The 19,426-nt window shown below is 42.8% G+C and carries 15 protein-coding genes and 1 tRNA gene; 13 read left to right on the top strand and 3 right to left on the bottom strand.

The window, feature by feature from the left end:
- Positions 1-4: 4 nt before the first annotated feature.
- Complete coding sequence (pepA, locus tag ACXAER_RS14080) at positions 5-1,510, bottom strand: leucyl aminopeptidase (protein ID WP_474830181.1); 1,506 nt, start codon at positions 1,508-1,510, stop codon at positions 5-7.
- 263 nt (positions 1,511-1,773) lie between these two features.
- On the opposite strand from pepA, the gene lptF reads away from it, so the two are divergent.
- Together lptF and lptG are read left to right on the top strand one after the other, a co-directional pair.
- On the top strand, positions 1,774-2,874 hold the full coding sequence (lptF, locus tag ACXAER_RS14075) for an LPS export ABC transporter permease LptF (protein WP_474830179.1): 1,101 nt from the start codon (positions 1,774-1,776) through the stop codon (positions 2,872-2,874).
- Positions 2,875-3,936, top strand: a complete 1,062-nt coding sequence (gene lptG, locus ACXAER_RS14070) for an LPS export ABC transporter permease LptG (RefSeq protein ID WP_474830177.1) — start codon at positions 2,875-2,877, stop codon at positions 3,934-3,936.
- A gap of 104 nt (positions 3,937-4,040) precedes the next feature.
- Here lptG and ACXAER_RS14065 read toward each other — a convergent pair whose 3' ends face one another.
- Positions 4,041-4,484 (bottom strand): RDD family protein, encoded by a 444-nt coding sequence (locus ACXAER_RS14065; protein WP_474830587.1) that lies wholly within the window; start codon positions 4,482-4,484, stop codon positions 4,041-4,043.
- Positions 4,485-5,039: 555 nt separating this feature from the next.
- Here ACXAER_RS14065 and ACXAER_RS14060 point away from each other — a divergent pair.
- The 8 genes from ACXAER_RS14060 to ACXAER_RS14025 all read left to right on the top strand — a co-directional run bounded on the left by ACXAER_RS14060 (position 5,040) and on the right by ACXAER_RS14025 (position 13,427).
- On the top strand, positions 5,040-7,082 hold the full coding sequence (locus tag ACXAER_RS14060; protein WP_474830585.1) for a TonB-dependent receptor: 2,043 nt from the start codon (positions 5,040-5,042) through the stop codon (positions 7,080-7,082).
- Between the two features lie 167 nt (positions 7,083-7,249).
- Entirely contained in the window at positions 7,250-7,783 is a 534-nt protein-coding gene (locus ACXAER_RS14055; RefSeq protein ID WP_014980195.1) for a sigma-70 family RNA polymerase sigma factor, read from the top strand.
- Entirely contained in the window at positions 7,780-8,514 is a 735-nt protein-coding gene (locus ACXAER_RS14050; protein WP_474830174.1) for an anti-sigma factor, read from the top strand. Before ACXAER_RS14055 ends, ACXAER_RS14050 begins: the two co-directional genes overlap by 4 nt.
- A gap of 164 nt (positions 8,515-8,678) precedes the next feature.
- Positions 8,679-10,271 carry a DUF4331 domain-containing protein gene (locus tag ACXAER_RS14045; protein ID WP_474830172.1) on the top strand — a complete coding sequence of 531 codons (1,593 nt, stop codon included), beginning with the start codon at positions 8,679-8,681 and terminating at the stop codon, positions 10,269-10,271.
- Between the two features lie 11 nt (positions 10,272-10,282).
- Positions 10,283-10,861: an Ig-like domain-containing protein gene (locus ACXAER_RS14040; RefSeq protein WP_474830170.1), complete on the top strand. Its 579-nt coding sequence runs from the start codon at positions 10,283-10,285 to the stop codon at positions 10,859-10,861.
- A gap of 83 nt (positions 10,862-10,944) precedes the next feature.
- Positions 10,945-12,015 carry a tetratricopeptide repeat protein gene (locus tag ACXAER_RS14035; RefSeq protein ID WP_474830168.1) on the top strand — a complete coding sequence of 357 codons (1,071 nt, stop codon included), beginning with the start codon at positions 10,945-10,947 and terminating at the stop codon, positions 12,013-12,015.
- A 28-nt stretch (positions 12,016-12,043) separates the two neighbouring features.
- A complete protein-coding gene (locus ACXAER_RS14030) occupies positions 12,044-13,141 on the top strand; it encodes a HupE/UreJ family protein (RefSeq protein WP_474830166.1) in 1,098 nt (365 codons plus the stop codon).
- 199 nt (positions 13,142-13,340) lie between these two features.
- Positions 13,341-13,427 (top strand) — tRNA-Leu (locus tag ACXAER_RS14025).
- A gap of 149 nt (positions 13,428-13,576) precedes the next feature.
- Here the strand turns inward: ACXAER_RS14025 and ACXAER_RS14020 are convergent.
- Complete coding sequence (locus ACXAER_RS14020) at positions 13,577-14,872, bottom strand: PDDEXK-like family protein (RefSeq protein WP_197040348.1); 1,296 nt, start codon at positions 14,870-14,872, stop codon at positions 13,577-13,579.
- Between the two features lie 308 nt (positions 14,873-15,180).
- Between ACXAER_RS14020 and ACXAER_RS14015 the strand changes: the two genes are divergently transcribed.
- From ACXAER_RS14015 to drt3b, 3 genes are all read left to right on the top strand, one after another.
- Positions 15,181-15,549 carry a hypothetical protein gene (locus tag ACXAER_RS14015; RefSeq protein WP_156078784.1) on the top strand — a complete coding sequence of 123 codons (369 nt, stop codon included), beginning with the start codon at positions 15,181-15,183 and terminating at the stop codon, positions 15,547-15,549.
- A gap of 374 nt (positions 15,550-15,923) precedes the next feature.
- The gene (gene drt3a, locus ACXAER_RS14010) at positions 15,924-17,276 is read left to right on the top strand and encodes an antiviral reverse transcriptase Drt3a (protein WP_474830163.1); all 1,353 of its coding nucleotides are present in this window, start codon (positions 15,924-15,926) and stop codon (positions 17,274-17,276) included.
- The gene (gene drt3b / locus ACXAER_RS14005) at positions 17,273-19,333 is read left to right on the top strand and encodes an antiviral reverse transcriptase Drt3b (RefSeq protein WP_474830161.1); all 2,061 of its coding nucleotides are present in this window, start codon (positions 17,273-17,275) and stop codon (positions 19,331-19,333) included. Before drt3a ends, drt3b begins: the two co-directional genes overlap by 4 nt.
- The last annotated feature ends 93 nt before the right edge of the window (positions 19,334-19,426 follow it).

The following is a 19,426-nucleotide window of genomic DNA, read 5'->3' as shown; positions in this document are numbered from 1 at the left end:
ATGATTAGTCCTCTAACTTGATATCAGCGCGGTTCATTAAGAACTGAGACAGCATAGGCACTGGACGGCCTGTTGCGCCTTTGTTCTTACCACTGCGCCATGCCGTACCGGCGATATCAAGGTGAGCCCAGTTGTACTTCTTAGTGAAGCGCGACAAGAAACAACCCGCCGTAATTGACCCTGCTGGGCGACCACCAAGGTTCGTCATATCTGCAAACGGGCTTTCAAGCTGCTCTTGGTAATCGTCCCATAGCGGTAAGCGCCATGCGCGATCTGAACTTTGCTCTGACGCATTAAGTAGTTCGTGAGCAAGCGGGTTGTGCGTGCTCATTACTGCTGTTGCGTGATGGCCTAGCGCGATAATAGCGGCACCTGTCAGCGTAGCAACGTCGATAACGAGTTCTGGCTCGTAACGCTCAACGTAGGTTAGCGCGTCGCACAATACCAAACGGCCTTCCGCATCAGTATTTAGTACTTCAACAGTTTGACCCGACATAGTCGTTAGAATGTCACCTGGACGGTACGCTTTGCCATCTGGCATATTTTCACAGCCAGCTAGTATGCCGATTACGTTAATCGGAAGATTTAGCGCCGCGATAGTGTGCATTGTACCCAGTACGCCTGCAGCACCACCCATGTCGTACTTCATTTCATCCATGGCTTCGCCTGGCTTAATTGAAATACCGCCTGAATCGAAAGTAAGGCCTTTACCTACAAGCACAATTGGCGCTTGATCAGCTGGGCCACCGCGGTGATGCATAATACTCATCATGCTTTCATTTGCAGAACCACGACCAACGGCAAGGTAAGACTGCATACCCAGCTCTGCCATTTGTGTTTCATCTACCACTTCTGCGGTAACGCTGTCGTACTGACTCGCCAATTCTTGCGCCTGCTGCCAAAGATACGCTGGGTTACAGATGTTTGGCGGCATGTTAGCTACGTCTTTGGTTACTTTTGAACCACGAGCTACGGCTAAACCGTGCTCAACTGCACGTTCGCCAACCGTTAATTCACGGCGTGTAGGTACGTTGAATACAATTTTACGCAGCGGACGACGTGGCTCGCCTTTTTTGGTTTTAAGCTGCATAAAGGTGTAAAGCGTATCTTCAGTTGCTTCTACCGCTTGGCGCACTTTCCAGTAAGTATCGCGACCTTTAACGTGAAGTTCTGTAAGGAAACATACCGCTTCCATTGAGCCTGTTTCATTCAATGTTTGAATGGTTTTGGCGATTATGTTTTTGTACTGGCGCTCGTCTAATTCGCGCTCTTTACCACAACCGACAAGAAGCACGCGCTCACTTAGTACGTTTGGCACGTTGTGTAGCAACAACATTTGCCCCGCTTTACCTTCAAGGTCGCCACGGCGTAACAAGTTGCTGATATAACCTTCACTGATTTCGTCTAGTTGTTCAGCCACTGCCGTTAGGCGGCGCGGCTCGAAGACACCCACAACAATACATGCGCTGCGTTGTTTTTCAGGACTGCCACTTTTTACACTAAACTCCACGATATCACCTCGCTTTTCGTCGTTTATGGTTTGCACGATGACTAAAATCACGTAACGTTTCGCGCTGCTTTATGTTTTAATACGCAGCATAACTTTTTAGTTCGCTGCAATTCACGCTTACAGACCTATTGAATATAGGTTAAATTTGCGTCAAAACACCATGCAAACGGTTTATGATTGCAGGCAAAACTTGTAAAAACGGTAAGTTTAAACAAAATTGTGCTTTCTTTCACTAAAATTCCTAATTTTCCGGAAGGGCTGAGATGCTGATATTCCGCTATTTACTTAAGGAAACGCTGAAATCTCAGTTAGCGATTTTCTTTATCCTAATGGCAATTTTTGTCACCCTAAGATTTGTGCGCGTATTGGGCGACGCATCAGACGGTGATATCCCTGCTGGGCTTGTGCTTGGCTTCTTAGGTTTATATGCCCCTATCCTCTCTTCATTGGTGCTGCCCATCAGTGCTTATCTGGGTATTATGCTAGCCCACGGCAGGCTGTATGTAGACAGTGAAATGACCGTTATGCGGGCTTGTGGTATCAGTGAATGGTATGTCACTAGGGTAATGCTATTTTTATCAGTACTTATCATGATAGTCACAGGCGCAATTACCCTTTATTTCGCGCCATTAGCAGCTGAAAACGAATATCAACTGCGGGAAAAAGCCAGAAACGAGGCCGGTATCTCGGCACTAATGCCAGGTAGATTCCAGCAAACGGGTAACGAAAAAGCGGTTATTTTTGTGCACGACGTGGATAAAAATGACAAGCTACAACGCGTGTTTTTATCGCAAAATCAAACAGATGATAGCGAAGGTGATGTACGCGTTGTATATGCGCAAACCGGTGAAGTCGCAAACAACCCCGACGGTACACGAAACCTCGTATTAAAAGAAGGTGTGCAGTACGAAGGCAAACAATCTGAAAAGGCTTACCGCAAAGTAGAATTTGACGAATACCAAATTCAGATTGCCGATAAACCCGCCGACGAAACCCGTCGTAAGGTGAGCGTATTGCCCACCAGCGAGCTTTGGGAAGACGACAGTATCGAGGCCAGAGCCGAGCTTCAGTGGCGTATTGCCATACCGCTTTCTATTCCATTTTTAGTGTTGATTGCTGTACCGCTGAGCGCTGTAGACCCGCGTCAGGGCCGCTTCGGTAAAATGTTCCCGGCCATTTTGCTTTACCTAGGCTACTTCTTGCTGCTGCTTGCAAGTAGACGCGTACTAGAAGATGGAAAAATGCCGCCACAGCTTGGCTTATGGTGGGTACATACCATCATGTTGATCATTGGTGTCATGTTAATCGTGCGGGACAGAAAAACTGGCACAGAGCTTCGCGCTTGGATATTGGGGAAAAAGTAGATGTTTAAGATCCTCGATTTATATATTGCCCGTACGCTGTTAGGTACTATCACCGTTACGCTTAGCGTACTTATCGGCTTAAGCGCGCTCATTAAATTTGTAGAACAACTACGTAAAATTGGCGAAGGCGACTATGACATGCTGGTCGCTTTTATCTACGTTTTACTGAGCTTACCTCGCGACCTAGAGCAATTCTTCCCTATGGCCACGTTACTTGGCGGTCTTATCGGTATGGGCGTGTTGGCCAGCAACAGCGAACTGGTAGTAATGCAGGCCGCGGGTATGAGCCGCTGGAACATCATAAACTCGGCCATGAAATCTACCCTTGTTATGATTTTACTGGTGATGGCCGTTGGTGAATGGGTTACTCCATACAGCGAAACCAAGGCAAAACAGATAAGAACCGAAGCCATTTCAGGCGGTAGTCTATTTTCTTCCGATAAGCTGGTGTGGGCAAAAGATGGCGACCGATTTGTGAGTATTGGCCAAGTACTTAGCCAAGACTCACTCAAAGACGTAAGCATTTTTAGCTTTAATCCTGACTTGTCTCTTGAAAGTATTACCTACGCGAAAAATAGCGCTTTCGATGGCGACGGCTGGTGGTTAAGCGATGTTGAAGTAACCCAGTTTACAGAAACCAATGTCACGTTAGATGAAAGCGATCGCGTGCGCTGGAACTCGACCCTTACTCCCGATAAATTGGGGATTGTGGCGGTTAAGCCCGAAGCATTGTCTATTACTGGTCTGCTTGATTACGTGAACTATCTAGATAATAACGATCAAGATCCATCACGCTATGAGTTAGCGCTATGGCGGAAAATCTTTCAGCCTATATCGGTAGGTGTGATGCTATTGATGGCACTGTCGTTCATCTTCGGTCCGTTACGTAGCGTGACTATGGGCGCAAGAGTGATTATGGGCGTACTAACAGGCTTCGGTTTCTTTATTCTTAATGAAGTGTTTGGGCCAGTCAGTTTGGTATATCAGCTGCCGCCGTTTTTGGGCGCTTTACTGCCCAGTTTACTGTTTGCTGCTATCGCAGGTGTTATGCTAAAACGTTGATAAAGCTATCAACGATAGGCAAATTAAACGCTCAACGCATACAAAAAAGAGGCTCGTTGCAGCCTCTTTTTTTGATACTTTTTTAGCGCCCTACAAGCTGTGTACTACCAACTTTTGTGGTCGTTCGCTTCTTTGGTCAGCTTCAACACTTCGGTCTTTGCCAGTCGGTCTTGCAGAGATTGTTTATTTTTAAAATCAAACAAAACAAGTAATGTCCCTAAACCACCCAATGATGCGACAAGGCGAATTAACAAACGCGGCCATGTCATAGGCTCTTCAACTGTGCTGTAGATTCGTAACCGCCAAGCACGCATGCCAAGCGTTTGCCCGCCTCTACGCCAAAACCACAAAAAGAAGCCCGCAATCCATAAGCCTACCCAGGTTTGAATAAGCAGTTTATAGCCAAAAGATGCCTGGATAAGGTCGGCAGGTTCAGCATAGCCTTGCAGGTCAAGGGCACCGTTTTTCAGCATAACCACCAGCGTTACTATCATCACCATGGCCGCACACATACCTACAGCAGTGGCTACTAATGTATCGTAAATCATGGCCAATAAACGTCTAACGAAGCCTGCTCTTTGCACTGGGTTGTTTTCGGCATCGTTTTTTTTAGCACTATCTCTGCCGATATTTTTAGAGTGATAAGTAGATTCAGCTCTTCGTTTCGCTTTTGTGTCGTGTTTTGCCACGCGTTTCTCTTCAATATTTTCTAGACAGTCTATATTTTGGCATATGTGCGTGATTGCTTAAACAGGCGCAGGTATCCTTAACGCCATTTTAAAGTTTTGCAGTTGCGGTTAAAAGTGATCGAATTTAAGTGTTCGAACATACAAAAAACCAAATCGACTTTAAGAGGAATAGTACATGTCTGTTTCGAATAAAAAGTCAGCGAAAGAGAAGTGTCGTCCCAAAGTCTCCTCAGAGCGCCTACGTCACCAAGCATGGATAGCTACGTCATTCTTGCTGCATTTTGAACAGGGTTCTAATAAATATTCATTGAAGTGAAACTTTGGTTTCACTTTTTTTGCATCCAATTCACTCGATGAATCGTTATATGGTTAAACACCACATAATGGACATCGAGTGTGACCAATACAAAATTAATAACGTTTTCTACTCTTAGTACACTTTGCTTTATACATCCACTAGCGTGGTCTTACGACGACCCCGAAGGCGATATCGAGCATATTCGAGTACGCGGTGACTCATCAGTAAAAGACGGGGAGTTTATTTCTGCTTCTCAGGGCTGGGTGTCGGGTGACACTATGATTGACCGCCCCATGTTACGCGCTGGTGAAATATTGGAGTTTATTCCGGGTATGATGGTGACGCAACATAGCGGTTCAGGAAAAGCCAACCAGTACTTTTTGCGCGGATTTAACCTCGACCATGGCACCGATTTCACGGTGAGTGTAGACAGTATGCCAGTGAATATGCGAAGCCATGGACACGGTCAAGGCTACAGTGACCTGAACTTCATCATTCCTGAATTTATCGACAACCTTAGCTACTTCAAAGGTACCTACTATGCCAACATTGGCGATTTTTCTAGTGCAGGCGGCGCGATTTTTAATTTGAGAGATTCTCTTGAAAACAACCAGGTATTCTTAGGTTTGGGCGAATATGGTTTTAAGCGCGCCGTTTCACTAAACCAGTTTGAAGCCGGAGAAAGCCGCGTTGTTACGGCTTTAGAATACCAAACCTATGACGGCCCATGGACTGATGTTGACGAAGACGTAAAAAAGAAAAACGCTCATATTCGATATATTACGCCAATGTTAGATGGCCAACTTACCATAACAGGCATGGCTTATGACAATAGCTGGAACGGCGCTGATCAGGTGCCAGAGCGTGCTATTCAAAGCGGCTTAATAGACCGCCTAGGCTCTATCGATACTCAAGTTGGGGGGGAGTCTTCTCGCTATAGCCTATCTGCAAACTACGCTAGCGACACATGGAACGCCTCTGTTTATGCCATAGACACTGAGCTAAGTTTATTTTCTAACTTTACTTACTTCCTCGATAACCCTGAGCGAGGCGATCAGTTCGAACAAGCTGATGATAGAAAAATCTATGGCGGTGAAATATTCACTACCCTCCCCCTTGCTATTACAGAAGGGAGCAGTGTTACCTTGGGCGGCCAGTGGCGCTTTGACGATATTGACAATGTGGGCTTGTATCGCACTCAAAATTTAACCCGGTTTGGCACCGTTAGAGAAGATGCGATAGAAAGTAACAGCTATGCACTTTTTGCTCAGTCCAATATTTTTCTAAACGATAGATTAAGCCTGTCGTTAGGCGGTCGTTATGATTATTTAGATGTTGACGTAGATAGCGATTTAGACGCCAACAGCGGTAGTGCTGACGATGGTATTTTTACGTTAAAAGCAGGCCTTAAATATTTGCTGTCTGAACAGCTCACCGCATTTGCCAATATCGGTCAAGGGTATCACTCAAACGACGCACGGGGTGCAACTATTACTGTAGATCCGGTAAGTGGGGATACAACCGAAACTTCACCGCTCTTAGTGAAGTCTCTTGGTTATGAAGCCGGGGTTAATTTTACCGATAACAGAACCTATAATGTTTCAGCTGCATTATGGCGACTAGAACTAGACAGTGAACTGGTTTATGTCGGCGACGCAGGCTTCACCGAAGCGAGCCGACCATCAGAAAGACACGGTATAGAAGTAAGCGCCTACTACTGGGTTAATCATCATGTAACAACTGACATTGAAGCTGCTTGGACAAAAGCAAGATTTAGCGACAGTGTAGAAGGCGAAGGCCGCCATATTGACGGTACAGTTCCGGGCATTGTGAGCGCGGGACTGACGTATTTTCAAAACAGCAACCAGCTTGGATTTAGTTATACGCTGCGAGGTCGTTATTTAAGTTCTCGCACGGTAGAAAGCTTCGATGAAGTTTCTCCGCCATCAACGTTTTTAATGAATGCACAGGTCGCTTATCGTCAGCCAATGTGGGACGTTACTTTAGAAGTGTTGAACGCACTTGATAGTGATGATCATGATATCGACTATTTTTATGCGTCGAGCCTTCCTGGCGAGCCTGAAGAGGGCATAGAGGATTTGCACTATCACCCGGTTGAACCAAGAAACGTTCGTCTTACTGTTTCCTTGAAATATTAACCGCGCAGAAGCTTTTAATGGTAATAGCGGCGCTGGCCCTTTTGGCGCCGCAATATTTTATGTGAATGTTTAAAAAGCGTGCTAGTTTAAATACTTAGAAGCAGCATTTTTCAATAGTAAGTCTCATTGTGAAAATGGTGCCATAACAATAAAAGGTAGGAGCAACGATGGAACATGAAACTTTGTTCCCTTTGCTGTGTAAAACAGCAGACGGTGACAAAAAAGCCTTCGCAGAGCTTTATAAAATAACCAGCCCACAGCTTTATGCAGTTGCGTTAAAGCTACTAAAGCGGCCAGAACTTGCCGATGAAGCCACACAAGATGCTTACATTAAAATATGGCATAACGCAGGCAATTACCAGCGGGGCAAAGGCACGGTGTTGACTTGGATGGTAAGCATTGCGCGCTATCGGGCACTGGACTTAATTCGCTATCACAATGTAAGAAACGAAGTTGAGCTAAACGATGATGCACCATCGGGAGTAGAAAGCTCGCAAAATATTAAATTGGGTGCAGAGCAAGCTAGACTAGCCGCGTGCTTGGATGAATTAGACGGCCCTCAGCGCCAAGCCATTCACTTAGCTTACGTTAACGGCATGTCTCACCAGGAAGTGGTGAGTCACTTGGCCTCGCCCCTTGGTACAATTAAAAGCTGGATAAGACGAGGCTTGCAGAGCTTGCAGAGGTGCCTGTCACTATGAATTATTTGAAAGAAGAACGACTTAATGCACTGGCAGCGGAATACGTTGTTGGTACCCTCAGAGGTAAAGCGCGCACACGCTATCAAAAGTTAATGATGCAATATCAAGCGGTGAGCGATGCAACGGCCCAATGGGAACAATATCTAACCGGCTTTGCGGAGACGCTCCCGCCTGTGACGCCGCCAGACAACGTGTGGGAAAACATCCAAGTAAAACTTGGACATAAAGCCGCTAACGACGCAAACATGGCTAGCGATACACAATCTTCCAGCAAGTCTGGCGAGGTTATCGACTTTGAGAAAGAAAAGCAGAAACGCTGGAAAAATTTATCGTTCATATCTACGGCTGCTGCAATGGTGTTAGCCGTACTGCTTTTTGTTATGAAACCTGTGCCTGCACCAGAGGTTTCCCATATCGCCGTAGTCAACAACGCTGATAACACGCCACTGTGGGTGATAGAGGTATCTGACACGACCATGAATGTTAAGGTTACCGATGCTTTCGTGGCTCTAGCAGACAAAGACTACGAGCTGTGGATGGTACCGGCAAACGGTGAAGCGCCAATTTCCCTTGGTCTAATGCCTGAAGCAAATGGAGATACAAGAGCAACACCAGATATACTGCTAGATCAAAGCATCGCAGCCCTGGCTGTTAGTTTAGAAGCGCCAGGCGGCTCGGTGACGGGTGCACCAACCGAAGTACTTTACATAGCGCCTATAGTGTCAGTTTAAATTTTCTAGCAAAAAACGACACATCTCAAGGCCACTATTCATGTGGCCTTCTTTACATTTAAACTTTCTATAAAAACTTTTTTTCAATTTTTTAAATTATTTTGCATCTAAAGCGAAGGCTCAGTCGTTTAACTTTTGAACTCATAAAAACAGAGAGACTCGACATGATCCAATTTAAACGCAAAACCTTGTCTTTGGCCGTTGCCGTAACGTGTACAGCCATAACAGCGGGCGCAGTCGCGTCAAGCCACCGAGAAGCACCGAACATTACCCGTCACCCAGCGCTTGATAGCACAGATTTTTACGCCTTCAACAGCTATGAACAAGGCCGTGAAGACTATGTGACTTTCATCGCCAACTATATTCCACTACAAGATGCCTACGGCGGCCCTAATTATTTTGCGATGGATCCGAACGCGCACTATGCCATCCATATTGATAGCGACGGAGACGCAGTCGAAGATTTAAGCTTTGTTTTCCAATTTAACAATATGCTCGCTGCAGACAACGAAGGTATTGCCCTGCCAATAGGCCCTGAAGGCGATCAAAAGATGGTGAAAGTGCCGCTTAAAAATGTAGGTGGGATAAGCGCAGATGATTCAAGCGCAGCGAATTTCTCAGAAATGTATAGCCTTACGATGGTAAGCGGTGACATGCAAACAGGTACGCGCACAACGCTAACACCAGCCATGGGTGATATGTTTAAAAAGCCCCTTGATTACATCGGTAATAAAACCTTTACCAGCGAAGCAGAATACGCGCGCTATGCTGAAAGCTTCATCTACTCATTCAACATTCCTGGCTGTGACGACATGGCCAAAGTATTTGTTGGCCAGCGCAAAGACCCCTTCGTTGTTAACCTAGGCAAAACATTTGACCTAGTAAACTATGTACCTGTTGAAGGCGACAGTGCACCGGGTGCAGGGGATGGCGAGGGCTTCCCTGGCGGCATTACGCAAAGCGCGATGAATGATGACTTAGTAGACAAAAACGTAACAGCCCTATCTATTGAAGTGCCAAAGGCTTGCGTTACGGGTGAAGGCAATGGCGTAATTGGTAGCTGGACGACGGCAAGTTTGCCGCAAGCGCGTATTTTGAACCCAGATGCCACCTTTGCTAAACCTGAAACTAATGGTGGTGCGATGACTCAAGTGTCTCGTTTAGGTAGCCCGCTAGTCAACGAGCTTGTTATTGGTATTGGCGATAAAGACAAATTTTCTAGCTCTCATCCAAGTGCAGATGGTCAGTTTGCAGATTATGTCACTCACCCATCGCTGCCAGAGTTGCTCAACATTCTGTTTAAAGATGCAGTGAATACTACACTGGGTACGGATATTGAGACCCTTGCACCTACTAACTTCCCGCGTATGGACTTGGTGACAGCCTTCCTTACTGGCTTCCCAGGTGTTAACCAGCAAGCAACGGTTACAGCGTCTGAAATGCTGCGCCTAAATACAGGGATCCCAGCAACTCCAGCGGAATCACAGTCTACCTTCGGTGTAGCAGGCGATGACTTAGCAGGCTTCCCGAACGGCCGCCGCCCAGGTGATGATGTGGTTGATATTGCCCTTCGCGTTGTAATGGGTCGTTTATGCTACCCCATTCCAGTTGCAGGCGAAGACACAGACCTTGGTCTTTGTGCACCTGAAGACGCGAGTGTAGGTAATGTACCATTCACTGATGGCGCGCCTGTAGATGCAAGTATGATTGATACGTCATTTCCATACCTAAAAACACCACTTGCTGGCTCTGAATAAGGAGATCCATCATGTCTACGAAGATTAGGTTATTTAATGAGCGCAGTGGTGCAACTGCGCCTAAAAAGCAAACGTCAGGTAAACGTCAACAACACCGTATGTGGATTGCTTCAGGGTTGGTATTAGCACTTTCAGGTTGTTTCGATAGTGACGACGATAACGACTATCAAGCCCCAGAAGAAAATGCTGCGCCGGTAGCCGTTGATGAAATGTTGACGACACAAGCGGATATTGCGATTGATGGCACCTTGTCAGCTACCGATGCCGATGGTGATGCGCTTACGTTCGGGCTTGGTGAAAACGGTACGTTAGGTAATGCAGAAGTTAATGCTGATGGCAGCTTTACCTACACACCTAACGCTCAGGTAACAGGAAGCGATAGCTTTACATTTACTGTTTCTGACGGTGTTAACCCAGAGGTTACGGCCACCATTAGCGTTACGATTGAGGCACAGCAGGTATCGCTTTCTAGCTATACCCGCGACGCCTTCAATCAAGCGCCAACGGATGATCCATTACCAATAAATGGAAGGGAGTTCATCCAAGATGCTGACGACTCTACATTTGATGACTTGTTGATAGACCAATAACACGCATCAAATAACAGGAGTTTGTTAGCACATAACCAGTGTCAACCGTAAAGCCAAGGACGGCTTTTTTTAAGGAAGTAGCAATGACGTTTATAAAGTACTCTGCTCTGAAGTTCATTTTGGCGAGTACATCACTAACCCTTTCGACTTTTTCAATATACGCTCAACAACAAATCCCTGATATCAATGCTGTCATAGCAAGCTGGGAGCCTGAACAGTTATCAGTAACAAGCTTGAATGAAGCAGAAAAAGTGCTGTCATCAAGTCGTTATATTTCCGCAAAAGGAAACGAAAGAGAGCGGGTGGCTCGCTTCGCCAACTCTATGCGAGCAAACTTCACATCGTTAAATGCTGGGCAACAAGAACGCCTAGTAATCTTAGAGGCTCGCTTGTTACAAGGCACTCATAGGTTCGAAGAAGCCAAGCAACATTTAAAACAAATTGCCTACTTTCGCTCGCCGGCCGCTTACTTACTTATGGCTGATATTGCCACGCAACAAGGTGATGTTAAAAAAGCAAAAGAAAACTGTGAAAGACTGGTAGGGAAGACGAGTTTTCTCATTGCATTTACTTGCATGGTAAACGCAGAGTTTTCCCAGAACGCTCAAGCGAGGCTGCTTCAAAAACTGAAGGCCTTTGAAACTTATACCAGTAATGCTCGGCCTTCTGAACGCCAGTGGTTTTATGAAGTACTTGCGGATATGTCACTGCAGCTTGGTTACCCTGAAGCAGCGCTTGAGTATCTATCACAAACAGAGTTTGAAAAGCTTCCTATAAGTGCCCTGTTAGTATGGGCAGACGCTAGTTTTCAATTAAGAAATTATGAGGCTGTTACCTCCACGCTCGCCCGCAATGTACCCGATATCAAAAAAGCAGATGACGGCTTGCTTTTGAAATGGGCTATCGCAGAACGTGCCCAGGGTATCACGTCCTCAACGGTGCAATCTCAACTGTCAAAAAATATGGAAATTAGAGTGTGGAGAGAGGATAGCTCGCACGCGGCACAAGTTGCCACCTACTTTTTAGAGATAGAGAAAAATTACCCGCAGGCCCTCAAGTTTGCTGAAATCAATTGGCAGTACGCCCAAGCATTAAGTGACAAAAAGCTTTTAGAGCGTGCCCGCAAAGCTAATGGTGAATCAACCAATGCTTAGGTCTTCCAACCATTTCAGCGAACGAACCATGATGAGACTTGTTGTATTTTTTTTAGTAGCAACTTTTAGTTTTCCAGCCCTTTCTCACGAGCTAAGCAACGGTTATTTAACCCTTAAAAATGATTCTGGCGAGACACTTTCAGGCGAGCTTTTGCTAAAACCCAAAGACATAGGGCAAGCTGCCGGACTCGATACCAATAATGACGGCAATCTGACATGGGGTGAAGTTAAAAGAAACCACAATCTAGCGAATGATTACATTCAAAATCACCTAATAATTCGTGGTAGCGAGACACGGTGTACAGTAAGTCTTGCATCACCTTCCGTACGTGACATATCTGCGGAGTCATTATTGGTATATCCACTTTCGGTGAATTGCGCTTTTTTAAACGAAGTGTCTGTACGTTACACAGGTATAGTGAGCGATTTTCCTACACATAAACTGCTTACTTCCATCACCCTTAATGAACAAACAAGTGTGCATGTACTAGATAGTGAGCAAACTTTCGTATCTGTATCCCCTAAAAGTAGTCATTGGATTTCGCAGTTTAGCGAAATGGTTTATCAGGGTATTTGGCACATTTTTATTGGGTTAGATCACATACTATTTTTAGTCGCCACATTGCTGACCGTTAACTTACTTAGAAAAAGTAAACGTTGGGTAAAAGAAAAAAGTATCAAACGGATCGTAAAAAGCACTGTGATTTTGGTAAGCACTTTTACTTTAGCGCACTCAATTACGTTGACCCTTACAGCTCTTGATTTAATAACGCTTAATAGTCGTATTGTTGAACTAGGCATTGCGATTTCGGTGGCCATTACTGCACTAAATAACGTGTACCCCGTTATCATGCGCTTGGGATTTGTTACTTTTGGATTCGGCCTACTTCACGGGATGGGATTCGCGAGTGTGTTTGGCGACCTGAATGCCCAATCTGGCAGCTTAGTGATGAACGTGCTTGCATTTAATTTAGGTGTAGAAATAGGTCAACTTGCCATAGTTGCACTGCTACTTCCCATACTTATCCTACTTAGAAACGTCAGGTTATATTCGAAAGCCATTATGCCAATTGCATCATCAATTATTGCGGTTATAGCGATTAACTGGACGTTGCAGAGATGGTAGCAGCGGCACACCTAGTTATTAATTGAGAGATAAGAGTAAGCTTATACTGAGTGACAAAAAATAAGAAATGACTAAAGCGGCGCGCGCCTTTGGACAATCTTTCGGCACTTAGCCATAAAAAGCACAAAAAGTTGTTGTATAGGCGCGCCGCATCGCTATAATGCCAAGCATCAACACCACGTTGATATCTATACACAATGCCAGTGTGATGGAATTGGTAGACATGGCGGATTCAAAATCCGCTGCTAGCGATAGCGTGGCGGTTCAAGTCCGCCCACTGGTACCATCTCTTCTTTTTGAAGTAGATACTAAAACCGACCTTTAAGTCGGTTTTTTTGTTTCTTGAATTAATTCAATAATTAAATCACAAATTTTTCACGGTTGTAGCAGGACAGACTAAAGTGACTGTCAGATTTACCAAGCTACCAAAGCCACTCAGCTACCTTCATCAACTGAACTCCAGTAGCCGTGACTAGCATCGCATACCTCAGAAAAATCATTTACCAACTTCATGAATTTATTGGTAAAAGTATCCAGCATAACTGTCTCACCTCTATTAACAATCTCTGTCCATAAATCGAACTTTAGATATTCATAGGTAAGCCACCATTTGCTTTGTGGAAAACGGCTGTATCCACCTGACACTCCAAGTTGCCGTAACTTTTGCTGAATCTGGGCTTCAGCTACCACTTGACCAAGATTTACGCTTTCATTCCTACGAACAACACCTATTGTTACTGGTGGGTTAAAATCTGAGGCATTAAATTCAAGAGCAATAGATAATGCGTTTGACTTATTATAAATTCTGAATGGATACCCCCACTTTTTACTCAACTTACCAAAATCGTAGCTAACCTCCCATCCATCAGGTAAAAATATTGAAACTCTTTTTTGAAGCTGATCAAAAAAAGACTCCATTTGTTGACTTTTTAAATCTGGAAGTTCTCTAGACACTTTTAATGCCGTAGTTAAAAAGCGTTGTTTTTCTTCAACAGAGACGCTGTCTAAGTATTCCTTTAACGTCATCACTTTACTCCGATAAGTACCTGTTAGCTTATGAACCACTTCCATGTATTGTTTAATTGGAAAGGATAAATTTTGGAGATTCCCAACCTCATTGAGGCTTTTCTCCAGCCATTGTATTATTGAGGGATGTTGAACACTTGAGTAATACAAATTTGAGTAAAAGACTGTGTCAGCACTATTTGTCAATTCTGTCTTTTCGGCATTTAGACGATAATTGCCCAAGCTATATTCGCTTGGTTCAGGGCGATCTATCGTCAAATAAATCACCCAGATATTTATTTCTTCAACATCGCTATTTTGCTCATTCACATAACTAATGTATCGAGCAATCTGATTGGGCTGATCACCAGCATAAATCTTATTTTCTACAATGATATGATTCGCCCCATCTGTGAGGTATATATCAATGTTTTCATGTTCTCTGTGGACACTTGCTGAGGCCAAATCAAAACTAAAACGACTTGGCTTGTAGAGTGATAAAAATATTTCCAAAAATAAGGAGTCTTGGTAATGCAAGCCTTTGGGATTTAACAACGACGCAATAAACCTTGAATGAAGGCGGACTTCATCCCCTTTGTTCAAGAGCGTCGTGAAAAGATTAAAATCATTCAATCCTCTACGCTTCTGTTTCGCCCGGTAATCTTGATACTCCTGAAAAAGAAAAGCCATATCTGAATATGCCTTATCATTAATACTTTTCTGCACAAATTCCCCAAAGTACATCGAAATTAGCGCCTAAACACAACGCGAATCAGGTTAGTACTGTTAATTTCATCACTACTTCATACATTTAAACAATCTCAATTTCCGAGCTTAGAAGCGCTCATATGCCTTTTTTTGAAAGACATCTACTGTTTTACCTTCTTCTACTTGAGATTAAAACCCCATACATTCGAAACTATGCACTTAATCTAGACAGGCATGTGTAAAGGTTTAAGCAAATAAATTGTAAGTAGAAGGGTTCTAAAAGAAAAAAACGTTAGTGAGGTAAAAACTGTATAAAGACGATTTAAATGGCCTCATCTTATCCTCGTATTGGTATCTTTTGGGTTTACCAACATAAACTCATATCAAAATCTATACTATTATCTCAAGCCTCATATAGCAGTGTAGGAATTGCCGACAGCAACTTCAGCCACATTGATGTTTGGGAATCAGAAAAAGTTTACCTTCCTGAATGTCCAACGCTTTTTGACTCTGAATATCAAGCGCTACCTCGCGGGAGAATTTTATTTGATAAGAAAAATAACACTTTTAGCATGTTCGCCGATAGAAAAATTGTAAGAAGTAAGCACTACAGACAAATGATCATAAACGCCTTTTCTCTACAGGCGCAAAAATGCATATGGAGAACAGACTCTCACTATGTTGTTTTCAGTTAAGGGATTAAAATAAAGCTTTATCCCAGCAAAAGTAGATAGACTAAAGTGACTGTCAGATTTACCACTCGCTAAGCAGTGCGGTATATCAATATCAATGATTGAACAGCATTACAGTCACGTGCTCCCAAAGATATTTGGCAATCAGCTTTTAGGTATTGAAATGGATGAGATCAAACAGGACAAAGACAGAATCGTACTGTCACTGAAAGAGCCGTTGCGTCTTACACTAAGAGAGCTAAAGAATGGGAAGCTAATTATCAACTTCGGGGGTGCATATAATGGCCAACCATTCCCCACTACGTCTTGAAAAAAGAGCCAAAATGATACATCTTGGATGAGCTTCTAAAAATGGAGAAGTAACTTAAAGGACTAATATGTTTGACCAGTCGTTCTCACATCAAAACTTATTCAAAATATACGTTCATGAGAACAAGAAAGGAAATAATCTTGCTGAACGCTTCTTCGAAGATGTAAGCGAAGAGTACACGAAGGTCAAACGTGCAAGAAAGTTAATCAGTAAGATTTATTCTCGACGTCGTTACTATTCGCCAGCCGTATTTGAGAAACGAGTTCTTCTCCTGTATAGATTGCTTCGCGAAGTAAAAAACAAAAAAAATGAAGTAGTCAGAAGTCACCTAAAAATCATCTCAAATAAAATTTCCGAGAGGAAATTTAAATTCTCACTAACCAAGCTAGACGAAAAAGTAAACGACAAAGATGTTTTTATTACTGGCAGTTCGGTCGACTCTTTCTTTGCCGAAAAACAAATACAAAAAAATATAAAATATACCTATGGTGTGAAACAAGCTGATAGAGACCTAATCGTTCCACAACTTCGCTCCGTTTTGGCTAACAAGTTTCCCAAGATTATTATCAAAACTGACATAAAGTCTTTCTACGAGACTATCGATAGAGAACTTTTACTGAAGAAGCTAAATAGGAGTCCAATCCTCAGCCTCACCACTCGAAAAATCATTGCAAGACTACTTGAATCATACGAAGAACAGTCTGGCGCGAGCTTGGGCATTCCCAGAGGTGTCGGTGTCAGTGCCTACTTAGCAGAGCTTTATATGAAGGATTTCGATGCGGAAGTAGAAAAGTTACCAAGTCTTATATATTACGCACGTTATGTTGACGATATCGTCATAGTACTTTCACACACACCGGGGAAAGACTCCCAACACCACCTTGATTTTATCGAGTCAAGGCTTCGCGAAGAGCAGTTAAGCTTAAACCTTACCGGCGACAAAACAAAAACTATTGATTTCAGCACAGCAAATTGTAACTTTCAGTTTGATTATCTTGGTTATAAATTTAAATGCGCCAGTGGTAGCGTAAAACTTGAGTTGGCAGATAAGAAGAAATCCAAGTATCACAAACGAATAAGTGACGCTATTAACGCCTACAACAAACACTCAAAGCGACAACCCCAAAAAGCAAGACGAGAACTTTTATTGCGACTTAAATTTCTGACCTACAACACAAAACTTTCCAATAATAAAGGAAACGCGGTCGTAGGGATTTACAACTCAAACCGATGGATAACAAGCTCTGATTGCCTCCAGAATCTTGATCATAAACTCCAAGGTTTAGCTAACGCGATAAATAACGCAGGGTTAAGAAATCGAATATCAAAATACTCATTCAAAGAAGGCTTTGATAGAAGACTATTTGCAAATTTCACTGCTCAAGAGTTCTCAATAATAACTAGGGCATGGTCAAAGTGAAAAAAACCATAAGAATAAAACTAAAAAAAGAACGAGCTATCCTGTCTGATACTCTTCCATATGAAACCCCGATTACTTTTTCCAATAGGTTTTTCTACGAATTCATTATTGAGAACTCTCTTGAAGTTGAAGGTGACAAGATTATATGGAACAGCTTAAATGAAGCCAATGATGCTGTGATGAGGTTGCTTTTTGGCATAAGTGAAAATGAAGTAGAAAAAAATGGTGCCAAGAGAACCATCGTCATTAAAAATGGCACCTTTATTACTGTGCCTTTTCAATATGGGGTTAGCCACAAAGAGGATAGTTATAGAAAGCTCTCCGTACCTCATCCTAGAAATCAACTTCAGATAGCCAACTTCTATGAGAAGTACAAAGAATTGATTCTCTATTATTCTAAGAGGTCAAAATTCAGCCTTCGCCACCCGCATAAAATTGCCGACACTAGACTCTTTGACGATGAAAGAAAAAGTGCTTCAGTAGTACTTACCAACCAGTTTGATAAAAATCTTTCCTACCGCAATAAGCATCTAAAATCCTTTTTTGGATACCAAAAAATTAGAAATATACATGAGTTCTTTGAGTCAAAGGCATACCATCAATGCGAGAAGAAATACAACGTAATGGCTCAGCTCGATATCTCAAAGTGCTTCGATTCAATTTACACTCATTCCATTGCGTGGGCACTACTAGGTAAAGGCCCCGTTAAGACAGAGCTTGCTAATGTAGGCAACAAAACATTAGCTGGCTCATTCGCAGATGACTTTGACTCATTGATGCAAAAGCAAAACTACAATGAAACAAACGGTATTCTGATCGGGCCTGAGTTATCTCGAATATTTGCCGAATTAATCCTACAAAAAGTTGACTTCAACCTTGAGTCGAGGCTTGCTAAATCATCAATTTATCGTGATAAAGATTATTCTATTTTTAGATACGTAGATGATTATTTCGTCTTCTTTAATGAAGAAAAAATATACAAAGTGATAGTTGATACGCTTCTCGAGCACTTATCAGAATATAAACTCGGCTTAAACACAGAAAAAGAAATCGTTTATAAAAAACCTATAATCACTGAAATAACCATAGCAAAGAGAAAAATATCTGAGCTACTGAACGATAAGATAAAAATAGATATTGATGAGGACGAAGAAAAAGTAGATGAAGAAGGAGAACCATTAAAGTACGGAAACATTTTTATTCACGCCAAAACATTGATCACAACATATAAATCAATACTTTCTGAGAGTGGGGCAGAATACAAAAGCGTGATTAACTACACGCTCACAATAGTAGAATCAAAACTCAAATCTATTTTTAAGAAATATTCGCAAGTTCAGTACGACTACAAAACTCACAGAGACCTATTGGATTCTATAGACGCTTGTATTGAGTTCGCGTTCTTTATTTACAACGTCGCTCCGAGAGCCAATACAACTATAAAGCTAAGTCGAGTCTTAAAAGAAATAATCGAATTCTGTAAGAAAAAACCCATCGAAATCGATGAAATGCACCACATCTTCAAGTGTATCTCAGACAATATTTCGTTTGTAATAGAGAAGTATGAGACAAAAAACTATACACAGGTTGAGACGCTTTATTTGCTGACAGTTTTGTCAGAACTAGGTAAAGATTACTGGTTGCCTGAGCCATCTTTAGTTAAGTACTTCGGAGGAACATATAATAGAGGTAAGAAAACCGTTTCTTTTGATAGCAGTTTGAACTACTTTTCGATAACAGTAATTCTTTTTTATATGCGTGATAAGTTACGTTATGGCAGGGCGAGAAAGGCCATCAAGAAAACTATAAAAGAAAAGCTAAAATCCCCTGAAGCTTCGCTGAAGAAAGACTCAGAGTTATTCTTCCTTTTAATAGATTGTATCAGCTGCCCCTACTTAGAGAATGGATTCAAGCAAGACCTGCTTAAACACTTTGGCATATCTAAAAAGAAGCTTCGAGACGAGATTATTAATCTGAGACAAAATTGGTTTACCAAATGGGTCAATTTCAGCTTTGCAGATGAACTTGACTCCAAACAAAGTGACGAAGTATATTAATCGCACTTCGCATCGCGCCAACCGCTAATGACTGTAGGCAGTCCCACACACCCGCGAAGCGCATTATTCGGTCCTATGCATGGACGATTTTGC

Source organism: Alteromonas sp. AWJ4_199 (assembly GCF_056159165.1).
Note: the sequence above shows the minus strand (reverse complement) of the source record. Positions and strands in the feature narration are given on the sequence as shown.

Coding starts and splice junctions, on each gene's coding strand:
- ACXAER_RS14015 (WP_156078784.1), top strand. CDS start 15,181: ATGGCCTCATCTTATCCTCGTATTGGTATCTTTTGGGTTTACCAACAT.
- lptF (WP_474830179.1), top strand. CDS start 1,774: ATGCTGATATTCCGCTATTTACTTAAGGAAACGCTGAAATCTCAGTTA.
- ACXAER_RS14045 (WP_474830172.1), top strand. CDS start 8,679: ATGATCCAATTTAAACGCAAAACCTTGTCTTTGGCCGTTGCCGTAACG.
- lptG (WP_474830177.1), top strand. CDS start 2,875: ATGTTTAAGATCCTCGATTTATATATTGCCCGTACGCTGTTAGGTACT.
- ACXAER_RS14030 (WP_474830166.1), top strand. CDS start 12,044: ATGATGAGACTTGTTGTATTTTTTTTAGTAGCAACTTTTAGTTTTCCA.
- ACXAER_RS14055 (WP_014980195.1), top strand. CDS start 7,250: ATGGAACATGAAACTTTGTTCCCTTTGCTGTGTAAAACAGCAGACGGT.
- ACXAER_RS14050 (WP_474830174.1), top strand. CDS start 7,780: ATGAATTATTTGAAAGAAGAACGACTTAATGCACTGGCAGCGGAATAC.
- drt3a (WP_474830163.1), top strand. CDS start 15,924: ATGTTTGACCAGTCGTTCTCACATCAAAACTTATTCAAAATATACGTT.
- ACXAER_RS14040 (WP_474830170.1), top strand. CDS start 10,283: ATGTCTACGAAGATTAGGTTATTTAATGAGCGCAGTGGTGCAACTGCG.
- ACXAER_RS14065 (WP_474830587.1), bottom strand. CDS start 4,484: ATGATTTACGATACATTAGTAGCCACTGCTGTAGGTATGTGTGCGGCC.
- ACXAER_RS14035 (WP_474830168.1), top strand. CDS start 10,945: ATGACGTTTATAAAGTACTCTGCTCTGAAGTTCATTTTGGCGAGTACA.